We start from the raw sequence: 20517 nt of genomic DNA on the forward strand, positions 1-20517 counted from the left end.
AAAATATTCAATTTGCACTCTCAAAAATTAGGCGTAAAAATCAAGGTTTTAAAAATATTTATATGGAAGAAAATACAACGACTTTAGACATTAGAGCGATAAATGAAAAAATTGAAAGAGAAAGTGCTTTTATAGACCTTCTTACAATGGAAATGAACAAAGTTATTGTGGGTCAGAAACATATGGTCGAGCGTCTATTGATCGGATTACTTGGACAAGGGCATATTTTATTGGAAGGAGTTCCTGGTCTGGCAAAAACTTTAGCCATCAACACGCTTTCTCAAGCGGTTCAAGGATCTTTCAGCCGTATCCAGTTTACGCCAGATTTATTGCCTGCCGATGTTATCGGAACCATGATTTACAACATTAAAGCAAACGAGTTCTCAATTAAAAAAGGACCGATTTTCGCCAATTTCGTACTTGCCGATGAGATTAACCGTGCTCCTGCAAAAGTTCAATCAGCACTTTTGGAGGCGATGCAGGAGAAACAAGTTACTATTGGTGATTCAACTTTCAAATTAGATCGTCCGTTCTTGGTATTAGCAACGCAAAACCCTGTTGAGCAAGAAGGTACTTATGCACTTCCTGAAGCACAAGTTGACCGTTTTATGTTGAAAACCGTTATTGATTACCCAAAAATTGATGAAGAACGTTTTGTAATTCGTCAAAACTTAAAAGGATCTTTCGAAAAAGTAAACCCAGTGGTTTCTGTTGACCAGATTTTACGTGCGCAAGAAGCGGTTCGTGAAGTTTATATGGACGAAAAAATTGAGAAATATATCTTGGATATCATTTTTGCTACTCGTTATCCAGAAAAATACAAATTAGCCGATTTAAAACCGCTTATCAGTTTTGGAGCTTCTCCTCGTGGAAGTATCAACTTGGCTAATGCCGCTAAATGTTATGCTTTCATCAAACGTCGTGGTTATGTAATTCCAGAAGACGTTCGTGCCGTTGTTCACGATGTGTTACGTCACAGAGTTGGAATTACGTACGAAGCGGAAGCAGAAAACATTACTTCTGTAGACATTATCAACAAAATCGTTAACGAGATTGAAGTACCTTAAAAAGTTGATGGTTGATAGTTTTTTGGTTGATGGTTCATACACCATCAACCAACAACCATAAACCATAAACCAAATCAAAAATGGATACAAAAGAGCTTTTAAAAAAAGTACGGAAAATAGAAATCAAAACGAAAAGGCTGAGTAATCATATCTTTTCGGGAGAATACCACTCTTCATTTAAAGGACGAGGAATGACGTTTAGCGAGGTGCGTCAATACCAATACGGAGATGATATTCGTAACATCGATTGGAATGTAACCGCACGCTACAACGAAGCTCATGTTAAGGTATTTGAAGAAGAACGCGAATTGACTATGGTTTTAATGGTCGACATTTCGGGTTCGGAATCTTTTGGTTCTAAAAATCAATTCAAGAAAGACATCGTAACCGAAATTGCGGCAACGATGGCTTTTTCGGCTACACAAAACAATGATAAAATTGGTTTAATCTTATTTTCTGACACCGTAGAATTATATATTCCACCAAAGAAAGGACGTTCACACGTACTGCGTATCATTCGTGAATTGATCGAATTTGAACCAAAAAGTCACAAAACAGACATCGCTCAAGCTTTAAAATTCTTATCTGGAACTCAAAAGAAGAAAGCCATCATTTTTATGATTTCCGATTTTATGTCTGATTCTTACGAACATACATTAAAAATCGCTTCAAAAAAACATGACATTACTGGTGTTCGCGTGTATGATATTCGCGAAGAAAAAATTCCAAATTTAGGAATGGTAAATATGTTGGATGCCGAAACCGGAAAAATTCAATTGGTTGATACAAGTTCCAAAGTGGTTCGCATGAATTACGAGAAGCATTATCAGGAGAAACTAAATTACTTTAAAGATACTTTTCGTAAATCTGGAGCTGGAATTGTAAATACCAGAGTAGACGAAAATTACGTTACTAAACTATTAGGCTATTTCAAATCACGATAAAATTTGGCAATTTTGATTAACAAATCAAAAATCGTTAATCTAAAATCAACAATCGTTAATCAAATGAAATTTAAACTTTATATATTTTTATTGCTTTTTTCTACCATGATTTTTGCACAGCAAAAACAAGTAGAAACAAGTATTGACACCACCAAAAATAAGATTGGTGCAGAGTTCAAACTGACCCTGAAAACAGTTGTATCTTCAACAGCAAAAGTTGAATTCCCAAAACTTAAAAATATTGGTCCGTTAGAAGTAATTGAGTCTTATCCAATCGATACGGTTAAGAAAGACGCTACTAATTACGAACTCATAAAAAAATATGGTTTAACACAGTTTGATTCTGGACGTTATACAATTCCTAGCATTAAGATTTTAATAGACAAAAAGCCTTTTTATAGTGACTCTATTAAAGTTGAAGTTGCCAACGTAAAAGTGGACACTTTACAGCAGAAAATGTATGACATCAAAGATATTGCTTCGGCTGATGAAGGAATGGGAAATTGGTGGATTTACGTTTTAATTGTTTTAGCTATTATCGGAATCGGAGCTTTTGTTTATTGGTATGTTAAAAAACGCCAGCTGAAAAAAATCGAAGAAGAAGTTTATAAAACACCAATTGAAAAAGCAACTAGTTTATTAAACAACTTAGAGCAAAAAGAACTGGTTCAAAAAGGTGAAATTAAAGAATACTACAGCGAATTAACTGATATCGCTAGAAATTATATCGAAGAAGCCATTCATATTCCAGCAATGGAAAGTACAACTTCTGAGTTAATTCAGGCTATCAGAGTAGCATCGACACAAAAGAAAATGACGCTTACGCCTGAAACGGTTGAAAATCTCGAACGTGTTTTACGTCAGGCCGATTTGGTAAAATTTGCAAAATCAAAACCGCTTGATTTTGAAATTACTGAGGATAGAAATAAAATTCAGAAAGTAATTTTAACGCTTGACAATGCTATTCCGACAGAAGTTCCTGAGGATATAGAAGATCAGCTACTAAACGAAGCGCAAAGACAAAAACAAATTCAGGCACAGTTGAAAAAACAGCGCAATGCAAGAATTGGTTATGCAGTTGGAGCTGTCATACTATTATTGTTTGCTACAACAACTTTCTTTATTGTTACCAAGGGATTCAATTATGTAAAAGACAATATAATTGGCCATCCATCTAAAGAATTATTAGAAGGCGAATGGGTAAAAAGTGCTTACGGAAGTCCAGCCATTATTATTGAAACTCCAAAGGTTTTAAAAAGAATGGATGCGCAAAAAGTACTTCCAAAAGAAGCTATGGCTCTTATCAAAGAAATGCAGCTTTTTGCATATGGAAGCATGATTGACAATTTCTATGTAACGGTTTCTACGTCTAAATTCAAACAGCCAACCGATATTGACTTAAGCAAAACCCTTGAAGGAACTCTAAAAATCATTGAGGCTCAAGGCGGACAAAATATTATTGTCAAACAAGAAGATTTTCGAACAAACGAAGGTATTCAGGGAATAAAAGGTTACGGAACAATGACTGTTTTGAATCCGGCAACCAAAACGAGTACAAAAGCATATTATGAATTATTGCTTTTCAAACAAGATCAAGGTTTACAGCAAATTTTGATTTTACATGAAGAAGGCGATACTTATGCAAACGAGATTACAACTCGAATATTAAATTCTGTTGAACTTCAAAGAGCAAACAACTAATGAGTAAGATCACTTTTTTAAATCCAGAATTTCTTTGGTTGTTTCTATTAATTCCGATTGCAATAATCTGGTTTTTCTGGAAACGCAACCAGCAATCGGCTACCTTAAAAATGAGTTCGACAGCAGGATTTCAAAACAGCGAATCGTTTTGGACCAAGTTTAAACCTGCTCTTTACGTTTTTAGAATTTTGGCTTTATGTTCTTTGATTATAGCTTTGGCTCGACCAAGAACAGTAGACATTAGCAACCAGACAAAAACGACAAAAGGAATTGACATCGTAATGGCAATTGACGTTTCTGGTTCTATGCTGGCAAAAGATTTAAAGCCAAACCGTATGGAAGCTTTAAAAAGAGTTGCTGCAGATTTCGTTGGAGAAAGACCAAACGACAGAATTGGTTTGGTTTTATACGCTTCTGAAGCTTATACCAAAACGCCCGTTACAAGCGATAAAGCCATTATTCTTGAAGCCATAAAAGGCATTAAATATGATAATGTTTTGCAAGACGGAACAGGAATTGGAATGGGATTGGCAACTGCTGTAAATCGTCTGAAAGATAGTAAAGCAAAAAGCCGCGTTATCATTCTTCTTACCGATGGTGTAAACAATGCCGGATTTATAGAACCAGAAACTGCAGCCGACATTGCGAAACAATACGGAATAAAAGTATATACAATTGGTCTTGGTACAAACGGAATGGCAGAATCACCATATGCTTATGCGCCAAACGGAGGTTTCTTATTCAAAATGCAAAAAGTTGAAATCGACGAAAGATTGATGAAAAGTATTGCTCGTAAAACAGACGGAACGTATTTTAGGGCTACTAGCAATGATAAATTAGCAGAAATATACAACTCGATCAATAAACTGGAAACAACAGAAATTCAGGAATTGAAATTCTATGATTATGATGAAAAGTACAGGTTTTTTGTTTTATTTGCAGGCTTTTTACTGTTATTAGAAGTTGGATTAAGAAATACAGTTTACAGAAGCTTCATTTGATTTTTCAAATCAAAAAATTCCAAAAATAAAGTTCCAAATAACAAAATGGAATTTGGAATTTTTAAAATTGGAGTTTAAAAACAAGTTTGGAATTTGGAATTTATCTCAGCATTATTTGAGATTGGAATTTTAAAAATATTTATGGAATTAGACGAAAAAAAATATTTATATCTCTTATTACTAATCCCGATTGTGGTGTGTATTTTTCTTTTCAATATGTATTGGAAAAGAAGAACGCAACGCGAATTTGGTGATTTGGAAATGGTAAAAAGGCTGAGTCCTGAAAAATCAGTTTTCAAACCTGTTTTAAAAATCGTAGTGATTCTTCTGGCACTTACGTGTTTGATTATCGGTTTAGTTAATCCGAAGATCGGAACTAAAATGGAAACCGTAAAACGAGAAGGTATTGATATTGTTTTTGCTGTCGACGTTTCTAAAAGTATGCTTGCCGAAGACGTTGTTCCAAGCCGTTTGGATAAAAGCAAACAGTTAGTTTCACAGATCATCAACAATTTAGGAAGTGATAGAATCGGAATCGTAGCTTATGCAGGAAGTGCTTTTCCTGTTTTACCAATCACATCAGATTACAGCGTTGCTAAAATGTTTCTGCAGAGCATGAGTCCAGGAATGGTTTCATCTCAAGGAACGTCTTTGGATGAAGCGATTAAATTGTCTTCGACTTATTTTGATGAAAAAAGCAAAACCAGCAAATTATTAATTCTGATTTCTGATGGAGAAGATCATTCTGAAGGCGCAGCTGCTGCGGCAGAAGAGGCCAATAAATTGGGAATGAAAATCATCACAATTGGTGTTGGAACAGAAAGAGGAGGAACAATTCCGTTAAAAGAAAATGGCGTTGTAAGAGGTTATCAGAAAGATCAAAACGGAGAAACAGTAATCACCAAATTAAACCAAGAAGGTTTAAAAACAATTGCAAAAGCAACAAAAGGTGGTTATGTTTACGGCGGAAGCACGAAAGAGGTTTTAGAATATGTCAAAAATGCTTTAAACAATATTCAGAAAACAGAATTTGAAGCTACACAAATGGCCGAATTTCAATCGCAGTTTCAATGGTTTATCGGATTTGCGTTTTTATTGCTTTTCCTAGACATTTTCTTATTAGAAAGAAAAACAAACTGGATCAAAGAGTTGGATTTATTTAATGAAAAGAAATAAAAAAGTTAGCCACTAATTGCTCGAATTTACACGAAAAACAATTGCTTTTTTGGTGAAATTCAAAAAGAAAATAACAAAATAAATTAGTGCCAATTAGCGAAATTCGTGGCGAAAAAAAATAAAACTAGAATGAAAAATTTACTTCTTTATATTTTACTAACGGTTTCTTTTGCAGTTTCTGCTCAAGAAAAAGACAAAACATTGCCTACTGGGAATGAAGAATATAAACAGAATAAATTTACTGATGCTGAGGCAAACTATAGAATTTCGGAATCAAAATTTCCTAAAAAATCAGCAGCGGCCTATAATTTAGGTAATACCATTTATAGACAAAATCAGATTTCGGAAGCTAAATTTGCTTACGCGAAAGCGATAAAAAATGCCAAAACAAGACCTGAAAAACACAAGGCTTATCATAATCTTGGAAATACTTTCATGAAAGAGAAAGATTACACACAGGCAGTTGAAGCTTACAAACAAGCACTTCGTAACGATCCAACCGATGAAGAAACGCGTTACAATTATGCTTACGCCAAACAAAAACTAAAAGAAAATCCTCCTAAAAACGATCAGAATAAAGATAAAAACAAGGACAAAAACAAGGATAAGGATAAAAATAAAGACAAAAACAAGGACAACAATAAAGATAAAGACAAGGATAAAGATAAGAAAGACGATAAAGGCGACCAGGACAAAGACAAAAAAGACGGTAAAAATGATCCTAAACAAGATGATAAGTCTGACAACCAAGGACAGCCAAAACCACAGCCTGGCGGAATATCAAAAGAGCGTGTTCAGAATTTGTTAGATGCGGTAAATAATGAAGAAAAGAAAATTCAGGACAAAGTAAATGCTCAGAAAGTAAAAGCAAATCCTAAGAAAACAGAAAAAGACTGGTAGGATTTTGAGTTTAATCGTTTAATTGTTTATTTGTTTAATCGAATATACAGTTAAACGATTAAACGGTTAAACAGTTTAACAGCTAAATAAACAACGACTAAAACAAAGAATGAAAAGATATTTAATTCTATTTCTAATCACTTTTCAAGGACTGATGGCTCAGGTGCAATTTGAAGCCAGAGTCAGCAAGAATACACTTGGACTAAACGAAAGACTTCGCATTGATTTCATCATGAATGTTGACGGAGATAATTTCGAACAGCCTTCTTTTGATGGATTTAAAATGGTTGCCGGACCAAGCCAGCAGATTAGCCAGTCTTGGATTAATGGTCGCAGTTCTTTTCAAAAAATATATTCTTATATCTTACAGCCTGAGAGAAAAGGCGCTATAACAATAAAACAGGCTGCGATTGAATTTAATGGTCAGGTTTACAAAACCAATCCTATAAAGGTTACAGTAACCAATGCAGTTGCTCAAGAAAGAGATCCAAATGACAGACCTCCAGGATCTCCTGATGAATTATTGGAACTTGTTGCCGAAATCTCAAAAACAAATCCGTACTTAAACGAACCAATTACAGTTGTTTACAAATTATATTTTAATAATATCGGAGTAAACCGTTTTAAAGAATTGGCAAAACCTAAATACAATGATTTCTGGAATCAGAATATAGCCATTAAGCAATTACAGATTGAAGAAGGAAGTTATAAAGGTCAGAGATGTTATTCTGTAATCTTGATGAAAACCGTTTTATATCCGCAAAAGTCTGGAAGATTGACAATTGATCCTCTTTCTTTAGATATTGAAGTAGAAATGGCTTCTAATCGTCGTGACATGTTTGGTCAAATGATTACAACAGAAGGTAATAAAGTCGTTTCTGCTGGGGCAAAAACAATTAACGTAAAACCACTTCCTGAAACTGGAAAACCCGAAAGTTTTACTGGCGCTGTCGGACGATTCAATTTTACCGTTACTCCATCAAAAACAACGCTTAAAAATGGTGAGGGTCTTGACTTGATCGTAAGTGCTCAGGGAACTGGAAACATGAAGTTATTTACGCTTCCAAAACCAGTTGTTCCAAACGCATTAGAGATGTACGATCCAGTTCACGATGAGCAAGTAACTACCTCTTTGAATGGAATGTCTGGCAGAATTACAGACAAATACACGATTGTACCACAGTACAGAGGAAAATACGCTATCAAACCAATGCAGTTTTCGTATTTTGATTTGAGTACTGGATCTTATAAAACCATCACTTCAAAAGAAATTATGATTGATGTGTTAGACGGACCAACACCTGCTGAAGCAAATACTGGAGCAGCTAAAAATGTTGTGGCCAAAGCAGATCAATTCAAAAATATTAAATCTAAAACAGCATTGATTCCTATTGAGAAAAAGGATTTTTATGATTCAAATCTGTATTTAGGATTATTGTTTGCTCCATTCATCATTATTCCGATTATCATTTTAGCTAGAAAGAAAAAAGAAGCTATGGATAGTGATGTTACTGGAAATAGAATTAGAATGAACAATAAACTGGCGAAGAAATATTTATCGCAAGCGAAGAAACATCTTAACAATAAAGAGCCTTTCTATATTGCACTTGAAAAAGCAATGCACAATTTCTTGAAAGCAAAACTGCATATTGAAACTTCAGAAATGAGTAAAGACAATATTAGAGAATTGCTGTTGTCTAGAAATGCAAATGCAGAAACGGTTCAGAATTTTATTGCTTTGACTGAAAACTGCGAATTTGCACGTTATGCACCAGCATCGAGCGCTTCAATTCAGCAGGATTATGATAAGGCTGTTATGATTATTTCTGAATTAGAAAAACAGATTGTTTAATTTTTTTACCGCAAAGTTCGCTAAGAAAATTGATTTAGATTGAGTCGAATTTAAGTTCGCAAAGTTGAAAATCTTATTAAAAAAGAAAATGAAAAACATACTATATCTCTTTTTATTCATCTCGCAGGTTTTCTTTGCGCAAGGTCGCTTTGAAGCAGGAAATGCATTGTACCAAAAAGGACAATATAAAGAAGCGGCACAGGTTTATGAGAACATTATAAAAGAAGATAAATTGCAATCTGCCGAATTGTATTTTAATCTTGGAAACTGTTATTACAAACTAAACCAGGTTGCGCCTTCGATTTATAATTATGAGAAAGCATTGGTTCTTAAGCCAAACGATCCAGAGACTTTAAACAATTTAAAGTTTGCCAAAAAACTGACTATTGATGAAATTAAAGAAGTTCCAAAAGTAGGTTTTGCAAAACTGATTCAAAACTTTACCTCTATTTTTGATTATAACGCTTGGGCTAAAATTTCTGTTGTACTTGGTTTTGTATTTTTATTGAGTTTTATCGGGTATTATTTTTCAAATGCTACATTGGCAAAAAGAATTTATTTTGTTGGGATGTTTATCATTCTGGTTGCTTTTGCGTTAAGCATTTCGGCTGGAATGTCTGAAAAAAGTCATTTTGAAAACGATCGTGTTGCCATTGTTTTTTCTGAATTAAGCCAAGTACGACACAAACCTGAAAAATCTTCAAATGGCATTATTTTATTGCACGAAGGAGCAAAAGTTTATGTTTTAGAAAGTGTTGCAGGCTGGAAAAAAATTGAATTGACAGACGGAACGCAAGGTTGGATTGACTCTTCAACAATTAAAGAAGTAAAATAACGTTTAGAAATAATTCAAATATAAAAATCCCAAATTCCAATTACTGTTTTGGAATTTGGGATTTCTTGTTTTTTTTGAATTTAATAATTAATTCACCGCATCCACCAATCTAACAAACTCAGATCTGTAACCATCTTCATCATTTGATAAACCAGATTTTGCCAATCTTTTAATATCCGAACTTGAACTGCTGGCAATGTATTTTGAATCTCTAAGTTTTAATCCGAACCAAGAAACTGCTGTCGTAAATTTGAAATCTGGAGAACTGTTTTCTAAGTCTGTTTTCTTATCTGCTATAACATTTACGATTTCAATGCTTTTATTGCCATCAGGTTTTTTATACCTGAATTTTACAGTTGCCAACTCATTACTATGATTTTCAGCAACTTTTGACATTTTAGTATATTTTAAATCTGAAGGGACATAATCACTCTCTACACCTACCGGAACTATTTCATACAAAGCCGTAACCGAATGTCCGCTACCTAATTCGCCCGCATCAATTTTATCATTTTTAAAATCTTCTGCATTCAATTTTCGGTTTTCATAACCAATCAATCGATACGCTTGAACATGATTTGGATTAAACTCAATTTGGATTTTTACATCTTTCGCGATAGCAAACATTGATCCTTTAAATTCTTTTCCAAGAAAACGATTCGCTTCCTGAATGTTATCGATATAAGCATAATTCCCATTTCCTTTATCAGCCAAAATTTCCATTTTACTGTCTTTGTAATTTCCCATTCCAAATCCAAGAACGGTCAAGAAAACACCAGACTCTCTTTTCTGCTCAATCAATTTCAACATATCATCATCAGAAGAAGCGCCAACATTAAAATCTCCATCAGTCGCTATCACTACTCTATTGTTTCCTTCTTTGATGAAATTTTGTTGTGCCAATTTGTACGCCAATTCAATTCCTTCTCCTCCTGCCGTGCTTCCGCCTGCATGCAAATCGTCAAAAGCATCCATAATTTCATCTTTATTATCTCCAGAAGTTGGCTCCAAAACTACTCCTGCTGATCCCGCATAAACCACAATCGAAACTTTGTCAATGCTTCGAAGCTCTTTTACCAGAACTTTCATCGATTCTTTTAGCAACGGCAGTTTGTTTGGCTCATCCATCGAACCTGAAACATCCACTAGAAAAACTAAATTAGTTGCTGGCAAATTTGCCATTGGAACATTCTTTCCCTGCAGACCAATTTTTAGCAGTCGACTGTTTTTATTCCACGGACAATCGCTGTATTCTGTATTTATAGAAAACGGATGCTGACCCTCTGGCTGCGGATATTTGTATTTAAAGAAATTGATCATTTCTTCAACACGAACAGCATCTTTTGGAACTTTCTGCCCTTCGTTTATAAATCGGCGGATATTAGTATACGATGCATTATCAACATCGATAGAAAAAGTAGAAAGAGGTTCTTTTAGCGGAGATTCAAACGGATTTTCTTCTAATCCTGCATAGCTTTCTGTATTGGTCTCAGGAATATAATTTTCCTCTTCAATTAAATCGGTCGTAGCTGCAACTGCGGTAGAATCTGCAGTTTCCATGGTAGCATAATCAACTTTCTTACAGCCGAAAATAGTAAGTACGAGGAATGCCATCATAAAGAAATTAAGATTTCTCATAAAGTAAGTTTTTAAAAAATTAATAAAAGGTTATAGGCTTCAAATAAGGACTAGCATTCCGGATTTACTAGAGGCGATTATTTGCAATTTTTCGAGTATCAAAATCGTGCCAAATTTTTTACAAATATTTTTCTTACGTGAAAATAAAATGAGAAACCTTGATTTTTAAAGGGATTTGGTGTGGAATATTTTTTTTGAATGTGAAGATTTTTTTGCCACAGATTAAAATGATTCCAAAAGATTAATCCTTTTTAATCCTTTAATCTGTGGCATTAAATTTTGAACGCTAGTATGCAAAATTAAAATGTATAAATTTTTTCTGGCGTAACGCAATAATCCAATTTAATATCCGATTCAAAAACGTCATCAATTTGGTTTATCGATTCAAAAAAAGAAAGTCCAATTTTTATGGTTTCGGGGTTGCATTCGGCAAGAAATTTATCGTAGAAACCTTTTCCGTAGCCAATTCGGTTTCCAAAAATATCAAAAGCCAAAAGTGGCACAAAAACAACTTCAACTTTAGACGACGGAACTTCGATTCCATCAACGGGTTCAGGAATATTGTATTCGTTCTTTTTAATTTTAGTATTATCTGTTAAAAGAAAATGCGTCATTTTCCTAGTTTCGAAATCACTTTTCGAAATCAGGATTTCTTTATCTTTTCCAGAAAGCAAATGCAGGATAAATTCGGTATTTACTTCTTTATGCTCTTCAATCGGAAGAAAAACGTGATAATACGTTTTATCCCAAATTGGCATTTGAATTAATTGATTGGCAATTGCAAGGCTTTTCTCTTCTATTTCATCAAAAGAAAGTGCTTTACGAAGATTTTTATATTCTATACGAAGTTCTTTTTTACTCGTCGGCATTGTCGTCTGGGGTTTTGGATAAATGATAAATGGCATCGCCTTCATAAACAATTGGCGAATGATTGGCATTGATTACATAACCATCATGCGGCGCTTTGACTTTTTGTTCAAATTTCCCAAACGGATCTGTAATAATGGCTAAGATAGTGCCTTTGGTTACAAATTTCCCAACTAAGTTAAAATCATGAAGCAGTCCAGAACATTTTGCTCTAAGCCAAATGGATTGTTTTATATAAATTGAAGGCGTTAATGCGGGTTCCATAATTTGTTTAGAATCCAACATTCCTAAATAATGAAGCAAACGTTTTGTACCTAAAACACCTTGATTTGCAATTTCATTATTGATGTCTAATGATTTTCCGCCTTCAAAAAGCAACATTTTTACATTGGCCGTTTCAGAAGTTTTTCTAAAAGAGCCATTTATATTTTTAGAATACAACGTAAACGGCGCATTAAAAATATCGGCGAGAACTTTCAATTCAGGATTATTTTCGGTAATTCTAATTTGAGGCGCATTAAAACGGCTTGCTCCACCTGCATGAAAATCGACAGCATAATCTAAAATCGGGAGAATTTCTTCGACAATATGATAGGCAAATCTGCTGGCAAGCGAACCTTTTTTACTTCCTGGGAAAACACGATTCAAGTCACGTCCATCAGGAAACTCTCTTGATTTGTTTACAAAACCATACATGTTGATAACCGGAATGCAAATTATCGTGCCTCGTGCAGGTCTGTTTATTTTTTTACTGATAATCTGACGCACAATTTCTACACCGTTAATTTCATCCCCATGAATTCCTGCAGAAAATAAAACAACAGGGCCTTCATGCTTGGAACGGCGCACAATAACAGGAATATTCAGCTTAGTTGTCGTATGAAGTCGAGCAATTTCGACGTTTATGGTTCTATGTTCTCCTGGCAAAATCGATTCGCCAAAAATGACCAAGGGAGTACTATTTTTCATGTGAATTATAAAATCTAAATATAGAAATTATTCTTTTGATTTTGTAAATTTGAAACTAATTCAATGTTAAGCTTATTTAAGAAATCGGAATGGTTTTTGAAAAGCTTCTCGAACATCTTCACAAACACAGTAGAATGCAAAAACCGTCCTTAGATCTTCAAATTTTAACGTTGCCTGATAATCCGGGCGTTTATCAGTATTATGATAAAGACGGGAAAATCTTGTATGTCGGAAAAGCTAAAAATTTAAAAAAAAGGGTTTCGTCCTATTTCAATAAAATTCACGACACTGCCAAAACCAACGTATTGGTAAAAAAAATCGTGACAATAAAACATATCGTAGTTCCAACCGAAACTGATGCGCTTTTACTGGAAAACAATTTAATTAAAACACTTCAGCCGCGATACAATGTTTTGCTTCGCGATGATAAAACGTATCCATGGATCTGTATTAAAAAAGAACCTTTTTCGAGAATATTTTCAACTCGAAACATGGTCAAAGATGGCTCTGAATATTTTGGTCCATACACCAGTTTTAAAACGGTACATACCATCTTAGATTTAATCAAAGAATTATATCCGCTTCGAACTTGCAATTACGATTTGAGCGAATCGAACATTAATTCCGGAAAATTTAAAGTTTGCCTGGAATATCATATTGGCAATTGCAAAGGCCCATGCGAAGGCTTGGAACCTTTGGAAGAATATCAAAGACAGGTTAACGCGATTCGCGAAATCTTGAAAGGAAACTTCAAAGAAAGTTTGAAGGATTTTAAGAAAGTAATGAATACTTATGCCCAGAATTTACAATTTGAGGAAGCGCAGAAAATAAAAGAAAAGATTGAAGTTTTAGAAAATTATCAATCCAGATCTACCATTATCAATCCGAAGATTACCAATATTGATGTTTTCTCGATTGTTTCTGACGAAAGTGCGGCTTATGTCAATTTCCTTCAGATTTCTCATGGTTCGATTATTCGTTCGCACACTTTAGAAATGAAGAAAAAATTGGACGAATCTGATGAAGAATTACTGGAATTAGCAATTGTCGAACTTCGCGAGCGTTTTCAATTATTATCCAAAGAAATCATCGTTCCTTTTGAAATGGATTTGGGCGAAAACATTAAAGTGACCGTTCCACAACTTGGAGATAAAAAACAGATTCTGGATTTATCGATTCGAAATGCCAAATTCTACCGAATAGAACAATTAAAGCAATTGCAAATTGTAGATCCAGATCGTCACGTAAACCGAATTATGGCACAGATGCAGAAAGATTTGCGTCTTCCGTCTGAACCAAGACATATCGAATGTTTTGATAACTCGAATATTCAGGGAACAAATCCAGTTGCGGCTTGCGTCGTTTTTAAAGATGGAAAACCAAGCAAAAAAGATTATCGCCATTTCAATGTTAAAACCGTTGAAGGTCCGAACGATTTTGCCTCGATGACCGAAATTGTGTATCGCCGCTACAAAAGAGTATTGGAAGAAAACGAACCTTTGCCACAATTGATAATAATTGATGGTGGAAAAGGACAGCTTTCGGCAGCTTTAAAAAGTATTGACGATTTAGGCTTACGAGGAAAAGTCGCTATTATTGGAATCGCAAAACGTTTGGAAGAACTTTTCTATCCTGGCGATTCAATTCCGTTATATTTGGACAAAAAATCAGAAACATTAAAAGTTATTCAGCATTTAAGAAATGAGGCGCATAGATTTGGAATCACATTTCATAGGGACAAAAGAAGCAAATCGGCGCTTAATTCTTCTGTGGAAAGCATTCCTGGAATTGGCGAAAAAACCATGACTACGTTAATACAACATTTCAAAAGTGTTAAAAGATTAAAATTGGCCACAGAAAAAGAAATTTCAGCCGTTGTAGGTGTTTCTAAAGCCAAAAAAATTGTCGACTTTTACAAAACCAACTAGAGTTTTATGCGTTCATTCCAACTGTACATTTCAAAAATTTGGTTCAAAGGAGTTTCCTCGCGCGCATTCTCATTTGTTGTATTGCTGTTATTTTTATTTTCGCAAAAATCTTTTACACAGGAAATTAAAAAAGACAGTGTTAAAAGACCCAAAATTGGTTTGGTTCTTAGCGGTGGTGGCGCCAAAGGTTTTGCTCATATTGGAGTTTTAAAAGTTTTGGAAGAAGCCGGAATCAAAATTGATTATATCGGCGGTACCAGTATGGGATCTGTAATTGGCGGACTTTATGCTTCTGGCTACAACGCTTCACAAATTGATTCTATTTTTAAAAAGACCAATTTTGACGAATTAATTAACGATTATATTCCGCGTTCATCCAAAAACTTTTATGGCAAAAAGAATGATGAGCTCTATGCAATTGTTTTACCATTTAGCAATTTCAGAATAGGCATTCCAGAAGCCCTTTCAAAAGGAATGTACAACTATAATTTATTGAGCAGTTTAACTAGAAACGTGCGCCATGTTCGTGATTTCAACAAACTGCCAACTCCATTTTTATGTATCGGAACGAATATTGAAACAGGCGAAGAAGTTTTACTAAACAAAGGAAATCTCGTTCAAGCAATGATGGCAAGTGCTGCTTTTCCTTCCCTATTTACTCCAGTAGAAATTGACGGAAATCTTCTTGTTGATGGCGGCGTTGTAAACAATTACCCTATACAAGAAGTTCGCAATCTTGGCGCAGATATTATTATTGGTGTCGACGTTCAGGACGATTTGCTGAAAAGAAAAAACCTGAAAAATGCCACGAGAATTTTGGTTCAGATTACCAATCTGCAATCTATCGAGAAAATGAAAAACAAAAGAAAGGATACCGATGTTTATATCAAACCCGATATTCGCGATTTTGGTGTTATTTCATTTGATCGAGGAGAAGAAATCGTCAGAAAAGGTGAAGAAGCGGCCTTTGCTGTTTACGAAAAACTCAAAACATTGACAGACGAAAACAACTTTTATAAAAAACCAAAATTAAAAGTTGCCACAGATACACTTCATATTCAAGACATAAATACGGATAAATTAGAAAATTATACCAAAGAATATATTCGCGGTAAACTTCGTTTCAAGCCAGGAAGCACGATAACTTATGATGGTCTTAAAGCTGGAATTAACAACTTAAATGCAACACAAAACTTTAGTACAATTTCCTATTGCCTTCAGCCAAATGGAGACAAAGACAACTTGGATTTGGTTTTAAGAGAAAACCCAACGCAGACTTACCTTAAACTTGGACTTCATTATGATGGCCTTTACAAAAGTGCCGTTTTATTAAATCTTACGCATAAAAAGACTTTCTTAAAAAACGATGTTACTTCGCTTGATATCATTTTGGGTGATAATTTCCGATATGATTTTAACTATTATGTCGAAAATGGTTTTAACATCAGTTTTGGATTCCGTTCTAGATTGAATCAATTTAACCGAAATGTAACTACCAGTTTGAGCGGTGTTCTTAAAGAAACCCCAAATGTCAATCTTATTAATGTTGATTTCATGGACATAAATAATCAGGCTTATTTTCAAACTATTTTTGTGCAGAAATTTTTAATGGGCGGTGGTTTAGAATATAAATATCTAAAAATCAATTCGCCTACACTTGCCAATGAGGACAACATAATTGAGAAAAGCAATTATTTTAGCGCCTTTGCCTATTTAAAATACGATTCGTTAGATGAAAAATATTATCCAAGTTCTGGATTGTACTTTTCTACAGATCTGCAGACTTACATGGCATCATCAGATTACACTAATAAATTTAAACCATTTTCGATTGCAAAAGCTGAAGTATCAATTGTTAGACCGTTATTTAGAAAAGCAACTATAAAATTTGGAGCCGATGCTGGGTTTAATATTGGCAGCGATAGCGTTCCGTTTTTTGATTTTATACTTGGAGGTTATGGCTACAACAAAATAAATAATTTTAATTATTTCTACGGATATGACTTTCTAAGTATTGCCGGCAACAGTTATATTAAAACTGATATTAATATTGATTACGAAATCTTCAAAAAAAACCACATCAATATATCAGCTAATTTTGCCAATTTAGGAGATGACATTTTCTCTTCTGTCGATTGGGTCTCTATGCCAAAATATACAGGATACGCAATTGGTTATGGTTTAGAAACTATAATTGGCCCTATAGAAGTAAAACAATCTTGGTCTCCAGAAATGTCAAAAAGTTTTACGTGGTTTAGTATAGGATTTCAATTTTAGTAGTATAATCGAGAATACTTCAATAAATTCTGCCTATTTTTTTACATCCTAAAAATTATATCAAAAAAACTAAGTTATTTTATAGTTATAAATAATATAATTTTTATTTTTACTCCGAAAAAATTACGACATTTGTTATAATGAAAACAAATTGGACAGGTTTATTAGAGTATCTTCAATTCCTCATCAAGAGAAATCCTGAGTAATGGCTCTATCGAATTGAAATAATCAGTCAATTACAAAAAATTGAACCGATTATTTATCTCTGCAATTCAAATTTTCGAATTATCTAATTTACTAATTATCTAATTGAAAAAGCCATGCCACTATATCATAAACTTGGGGATTTTCCTCAAAAGCGACACACCCAATTTGAAAAACCAAATGGAGGTTTTTACTACGAACAATTGTTTGGAACCGAAGGCTTTCACGGGCATTCGTCGTTATCATATCACATACACAGACCAACACAGGTCAAAGAAATTTTAAATTCCTATTCAGTTGAACCTAAAATTGCAATCGGAAAAAATATAAAATCACTTCTTTTTAAAGGTTTTGAATTGAATCCTGAAAATGATTTTCTGGACAGCCGAAAAGCAATGTTGGTTAATAAAGACTGCATCATAGGTTTGGCTGCTCCAAAAGAATCGCTTCGAAATTATTTCTACAAAAATGCTGATGCTGATGAAATGCTTTTCATTCACAGAGGAAAAGGAAAATTAAGAACCATGTTAGGAAATATTCCGTTTGAATATGGCGATTATTTAATTATTCCGCGTGGCATTATTTACCAAATAGAATTTGAAACAGAAGATAATCGACTTTTTTATGTAGAATCGTATTCTCCTTTTTATACTCCAAAACGATATAAAAACCAATCTGGTCAGCATTTAGAACATTCTCCATTTTGCGAGCGTGATTTTATTTTGCCAAGCGAATTGGAAACGCACGACGAAAAAGGTGATTTTTTAATTAAAATCAAAAAAGAGGGAATGATTCACGAAGTGGTTTATGCCACACATCCGTTTGACGTTGTGGGCTGGGACGGCTACAATTTCCCATACGGATTTTCAATTCACAATTTCGAACCTATAACTGGACGTGTTCATCAACCTCCTCCAGTACATCAAACTTTTGAAACAGCAGCTTTCGTTGTTTGTTCATTCTGCCCTAGACTTTACGATTATCACCCAAAAGCTATTCCGGCACCGTACAATCATAGCAATATAGATTCTGACGAAGTACTATATTATGTTGATGGTGATTTTATGAGCCGTAATAATATTGAGCAAGGTCATATCACTTTACACCCAAAAGGAATTCCGCACGGACCAGCACCAGGCGCAATGGAACGTAGTATCGGTCACAAAGAAACTCAGGAATTAGCTGTTATGGTGGATACTTTCCGTCCGTTAATGGTTACTGAAGAAGCTATGGGACTTGACGATGGTCAGTACTATAAATCGTGGACTGAATAATTAGAAAATGTGGCAATTTGTCAATTAGATAATACTTTGCAAAGCGTATAAATTAAATAATTAAAACAATTATTGTAATTTTAAACTTACAAAATAAAAATCATCTCATTAACACATTGACTAATTATCTAATTGCCCAAAATGACTTTTAACGAAAAATACAAAGACAACGCTCTTTTAATTAAGACTTTCAATTTCGCACTAAACATAATTGATTACACAACAGAACTTCAAGATCAAAAGAAATTCGTAATTGCAAATCAACTATTAAAAAGCGGAACATCAATTGGAGCAAACTCAAAAGAATCACAAAACGCAGAAAGCAAAGCAGATTTTATTCATAAATTAAAAATTGCAATTAAAGAAGCAGACGAAACCGAATATTGGCTGTTTTTATGTGATGCCCATAGAGAATATCCAAATTGCAAACGTTTATTAAATGATCTTTCAGAAATTTTAAAAATTTTAAATAAAATAATATCAACATCAAGGAGGAGTTAGAAAATTAGAAAATGTGTCAATTAGAAAATTAACGCATTTCAAGAATTATCTCATTTTCTCATTATCAAATTATCTAATTATGAGCAAAGAAGTAAAATCAGTAGAATACGGATTAGAAAAAATATTTGAAGGAGCGCAAGATTTCCTTCCATTATTAGGAACAGATTATGTAGAGTTTTATGTAGGTAATGCAAAACAAGCAGCACATTATTATAAATCTGCATTTGGGTATCAATCATTGGCTTATGCCGGATTAGAAACTGGAGTGCGAGACAGAGCATCTTATGTTTTGAAACAAGACAAAATCAGAATTGTTTTAACAACGCCTTTAACGGCCGATTCTCCAATAAACGAACATTTGAAAAAACACGGCGACGGAGTAAAAGTGGCTGCACTTTGGGTTGAAGATGCTACAAAATCTTACGAAGAAACTATGAAACGCGGTGCGCGTTCTTTTATGGAACCAACCGTTGAAGAAGATGAATTTGGTCAAGTAGTTCGTTCTGGAATTTACACTTATGGAGAAACGGTTCACATTTTCGTAGAAAGAAAAAACTATAACGGAGTTTTCTTGCCAGGTTACAGAGAATGGAAATCTGACTTTAATCCAGAACCAACAGGATTAAAATACATCGACCACATGGTTGGAAATGTGGGATGGAACGAGATGAATACTTGGGTAAAATTCTACGAAGAAGTGATGGGATTCGTGAATTTCCTATCTTTTGATGACAAACAAATCACTACAGAATATTCTGCTTTGATGAGTAAAGTAATGTCAAACGGAAACGGAAGAATTAAATTCCCAATCAACGAACCAGCTGAAGGAAAGAAAAAATCTCAAATTGAGGAATATTTAGATTTCTATGGCGGACCTGGAATTCAGCATATCGCTATTGCTACAGATGATATCATTAAAACGGTATCACAATTAAGAGCACGCGGTGTTGAATTTTTATCTGCTCCTCCTCATACTTATTATGAAGCAATTCCAGAAAGATTGGGTGTTCATATGGATATGATGAAAGAAGATTTGAACGAAATCGAAAAATTGGCAATCATGGTAGACGCAGACGAAGATGGATACTTATTACAGATTTTTACCAAGCCAGTTCAAGACAGACCGACACTTTTCTTCGAAATTATTCAGAGAATGGGTGCAAAAGGGTTCGGTGCAGGTAACTTTAAAGCCCTTTTTGAATCTATCGAAAGAGAGCAAGAATTGAGAGGAACGCTATAAAATGTTAATTTACATATAGAAAACCGTATAATTCTCCAAAAAACGATGCTTTTTTTGCAAATGTTATGTTAAACTTGACTTTTGCTATTTTATTTTTGAACTTTCTATCTATCTTTGCACTCGCAAATCAGGAAGGGGTGGTT

The 20517-nt window shown here is 34.2% G+C and carries 16 protein-coding genes; 13 read left to right on the top strand and 3 right to left on the bottom strand.

Features of this window, described 5'->3' with window-relative positions; genetic code table 11:
- Positions 1–62 precede the first annotated feature (62 nt).
- From ACNRYB_RS03215 to ACNRYB_RS03250, 8 genes are all read left to right on the top strand, one after another.
- On the top strand, positions 63–1067 hold the full coding sequence (locus tag ACNRYB_RS03215) for an AAA family ATPase (protein ID WP_008465328.1): 1005 nt from the start codon (positions 63–65) through the stop codon (positions 1065–1067).
- Positions 1068–1147: 80 nt separating this feature from the next.
- Positions 1148–2011 (top strand): DUF58 domain-containing protein, encoded by an 864-nt coding sequence (locus ACNRYB_RS03220; RefSeq protein WP_129746653.1) that lies wholly within the window; start codon positions 1148–1150, stop codon positions 2009–2011.
- Between the two features lie 63 nt (positions 2012–2074).
- A complete protein-coding gene (locus tag ACNRYB_RS03225; protein WP_473729208.1) occupies positions 2075–3712 on the top strand; it encodes a hypothetical protein in 1638 nt (545 codons plus the stop codon).
- Entirely contained in the window at positions 3712–4713 is a 1002-nt protein-coding gene (locus tag ACNRYB_RS03230) for a vWA domain-containing protein (protein ID WP_473729209.1), read from the top strand. Before ACNRYB_RS03225 ends, ACNRYB_RS03230 begins: the two co-directional genes overlap by 1 nt.
- 141 nt (positions 4714–4854) lie before the next feature.
- Positions 4855–5889 (top strand): vWA domain-containing protein, encoded by a 1035-nt coding sequence (locus ACNRYB_RS03235; RefSeq protein WP_129746656.1) that lies wholly within the window; start codon positions 4855–4857, stop codon positions 5887–5889.
- A 129-nt stretch (positions 5890–6018) separates the two neighbouring features.
- Positions 6019–6789, top strand: coding sequence for a tetratricopeptide repeat protein (locus tag ACNRYB_RS03240; RefSeq protein ID WP_473729210.1), 771 nt, complete (start codon positions 6019–6021; stop codon positions 6787–6789).
- A 109-nt stretch (positions 6790–6898) separates the two neighbouring features.
- Positions 6899–8641: a BatD family protein gene (locus tag ACNRYB_RS03245; RefSeq protein ID WP_129746658.1), complete on the top strand. Its 1743-nt coding sequence runs from the start codon at positions 6899–6901 to the stop codon at positions 8639–8641.
- Positions 8642–8729: 88 nt separating this feature from the next.
- On the top strand, positions 8730–9476 hold the full coding sequence (locus ACNRYB_RS03250) for a tetratricopeptide repeat protein (protein ID WP_129746659.1): 747 nt from the start codon (positions 8730–8732) through the stop codon (positions 9474–9476).
- Between the two features lie 87 nt (positions 9477–9563).
- Here ACNRYB_RS03250 and ACNRYB_RS03255 read toward each other — a convergent pair whose 3' ends face one another.
- From ACNRYB_RS03255 to ACNRYB_RS03265, 3 genes are all read right to left on the bottom strand, one after another.
- Entirely contained in the window at positions 9564–11114 is a 1551-nt protein-coding gene (locus ACNRYB_RS03255; RefSeq protein WP_473729211.1) for a vWA domain-containing protein, read from the bottom strand.
- Between the two features lie 299 nt (positions 11115–11413).
- Positions 11414–11983, bottom strand: a complete 570-nt coding sequence (locus ACNRYB_RS03260) for a 5-formyltetrahydrofolate cyclo-ligase (RefSeq protein WP_473729212.1) — start codon at positions 11981–11983, stop codon at positions 11414–11416.
- Positions 11970–12950, bottom strand: a complete 981-nt coding sequence (locus ACNRYB_RS03265) for a succinylglutamate desuccinylase/aspartoacylase family protein (protein WP_473729213.1) — start codon at positions 12948–12950, stop codon at positions 11970–11972. The genes ACNRYB_RS03260 and ACNRYB_RS03265 overlap by 14 nt, the downstream gene beginning before the upstream one ends.
- A 134-nt stretch (positions 12951–13084) precedes the next feature.
- On the opposite strand from ACNRYB_RS03265, the gene uvrC reads away from it, so the two are divergent.
- From uvrC to hppD, 5 genes are all read left to right on the top strand, one after another.
- Complete coding sequence (gene uvrC / locus ACNRYB_RS03270) at positions 13085–14878, top strand: excinuclease ABC subunit UvrC (protein WP_473729214.1); 1794 nt, start codon at positions 13085–13087, stop codon at positions 14876–14878.
- A 6-nt stretch (positions 14879–14884) separates the two neighbouring features.
- On the top strand, positions 14885–17155 hold the full coding sequence (locus ACNRYB_RS03275; protein WP_473729215.1) for a patatin-like phospholipase family protein: 2271 nt from the start codon (positions 14885–14887) through the stop codon (positions 17153–17155).
- 320 nt (positions 17156–17475) lie between these two features.
- Positions 17476–18633, top strand: coding sequence for a homogentisate 1,2-dioxygenase (locus tag ACNRYB_RS03280; RefSeq protein ID WP_473729216.1), 1158 nt, complete (start codon positions 17476–17478; stop codon positions 18631–18633).
- A 141-nt stretch (positions 18634–18774) separates the two neighbouring features.
- Complete coding sequence (locus tag ACNRYB_RS03285) at positions 18775–19134, top strand: four helix bundle protein (RefSeq protein ID WP_473729217.1); 360 nt, start codon at positions 18775–18777, stop codon at positions 19132–19134.
- A gap of 79 nt (positions 19135–19213) precedes the next feature.
- Positions 19214–20374 carry a 4-hydroxyphenylpyruvate dioxygenase gene (hppD, locus tag ACNRYB_RS03290; protein ID WP_008465353.1) on the top strand — a complete coding sequence of 387 codons (1161 nt, stop codon included), beginning with the start codon at positions 19214–19216 and terminating at the stop codon, positions 20372–20374.
- Positions 20375–20517: the final 143 nt, after the last annotated feature.

This window comes from Flavobacterium sp. CR10 (assembly GCF_055814415.1).

Bases quoted from the DNA above. Each gene is read 5' to 3' on its own strand.
- ACNRYB_RS03230 (WP_473729209.1), top strand. From the start codon at position 3,712: ATGAGTAAGATCACTTTTTTAAATCCAGAATTTCTTTGGTTGTTTCTA.
- ACNRYB_RS03240 (WP_473729210.1), top strand. From the start codon at position 6,019: ATGAAAAATTTACTTCTTTATATTTTACTAACGGTTTCTTTTGCAGTT.
- ACNRYB_RS03245 (WP_129746658.1), top strand. From the start codon at position 6,899: ATGAAAAGATATTTAATTCTATTTCTAATCACTTTTCAAGGACTGATG.
- ACNRYB_RS03215 (WP_008465328.1), top strand. From the start codon at position 63: ATGGAAGAAAATACAACGACTTTAGACATTAGAGCGATAAATGAAAAA.
- ACNRYB_RS03280 (WP_473729216.1), top strand. From the start codon at position 17,476: ATGCCACTATATCATAAACTTGGGGATTTTCCTCAAAAGCGACACACC.
- hppD (WP_008465353.1), top strand. From the start codon at position 19,214: ATGAGCAAAGAAGTAAAATCAGTAGAATACGGATTAGAAAAAATATTT.
- uvrC (WP_473729214.1), top strand. From the start codon at position 13,085: ATGCAAAAACCGTCCTTAGATCTTCAAATTTTAACGTTGCCTGATAAT.
- ACNRYB_RS03275 (WP_473729215.1), top strand. From the start codon at position 14,885: ATGCGTTCATTCCAACTGTACATTTCAAAAATTTGGTTCAAAGGAGTT.
- ACNRYB_RS03225 (WP_473729208.1), top strand. From the start codon at position 2,075: ATGAAATTTAAACTTTATATATTTTTATTGCTTTTTTCTACCATGATT.
- ACNRYB_RS03285 (WP_473729217.1), top strand. From the start codon at position 18,775: ATGACTTTTAACGAAAAATACAAAGACAACGCTCTTTTAATTAAGACT.
- ACNRYB_RS03220 (WP_129746653.1), top strand. From the start codon at position 1,148: ATGGATACAAAAGAGCTTTTAAAAAAAGTACGGAAAATAGAAATCAAA.
- ACNRYB_RS03265 (WP_473729213.1), bottom strand. From the start codon at position 12,950: ATGAAAAATAGTACTCCCTTGGTCATTTTTGGCGAATCGATTTTGCCA.
- ACNRYB_RS03260 (WP_473729212.1), bottom strand. From the start codon at position 11,983: ATGCCGACGAGTAAAAAAGAACTTCGTATAGAATATAAAAATCTTCGT.
- ACNRYB_RS03250 (WP_129746659.1), top strand. From the start codon at position 8,730: ATGAAAAACATACTATATCTCTTTTTATTCATCTCGCAGGTTTTCTTT.
- ACNRYB_RS03235 (WP_129746656.1), top strand. From the start codon at position 4,855: ATGGAATTAGACGAAAAAAAATATTTATATCTCTTATTACTAATCCCG.
- ACNRYB_RS03255 (WP_473729211.1), bottom strand. From the start codon at position 11,114: ATGAGAAATCTTAATTTCTTTATGATGGCATTCCTCGTACTTACTATT.